A 206-nucleotide genomic window follows, 5' to 3' on the forward strand; every position below is an offset into this window, starting at 1 on the left:
TGATCCATAAAAAACAGGCTTAAAACACCCACAGTTTTGAAGCTGCGGGTGGTTTAACAAGAATCAGTTAGGCTTTGATAACGCGCAGTGTATTGGTGCTGCCGGAGAGGCCATATGGCAGGCCTGCCAACACTAGTACATGATCACCCTTTACACAGAACCCGTTTGATAGGGCGAGTTCAGCTGCTCGAACAGCCAAGTCTTCA

At 48.1% G+C, this 206-nt stretch carries 1 protein-coding gene; it reads right to left on the reverse strand.

Features of this window, described 5'->3' with window-relative positions:
* Nucleotides 1-67 precede the first annotated feature (67 nt).
* Nucleotides 68-199: a pyruvate kinase alpha/beta domain-containing protein gene (locus KB213_RS12765; RefSeq protein ID WP_249110589.1), complete on the reverse strand. Its 132-nt coding sequence runs from the start codon at nucleotides 197-199 to the stop codon at nucleotides 68-70.
* Nucleotides 200-206: the final 7 nt, after the last annotated feature.

The sequence above is a fragment of the Neokomagataea anthophila genome, assembly GCF_018122595.1.
Taxonomy (GTDB): domain Bacteria; phylum Pseudomonadota; class Alphaproteobacteria; order Acetobacterales; family Acetobacteraceae; genus Gluconobacter; species Gluconobacter anthophilus.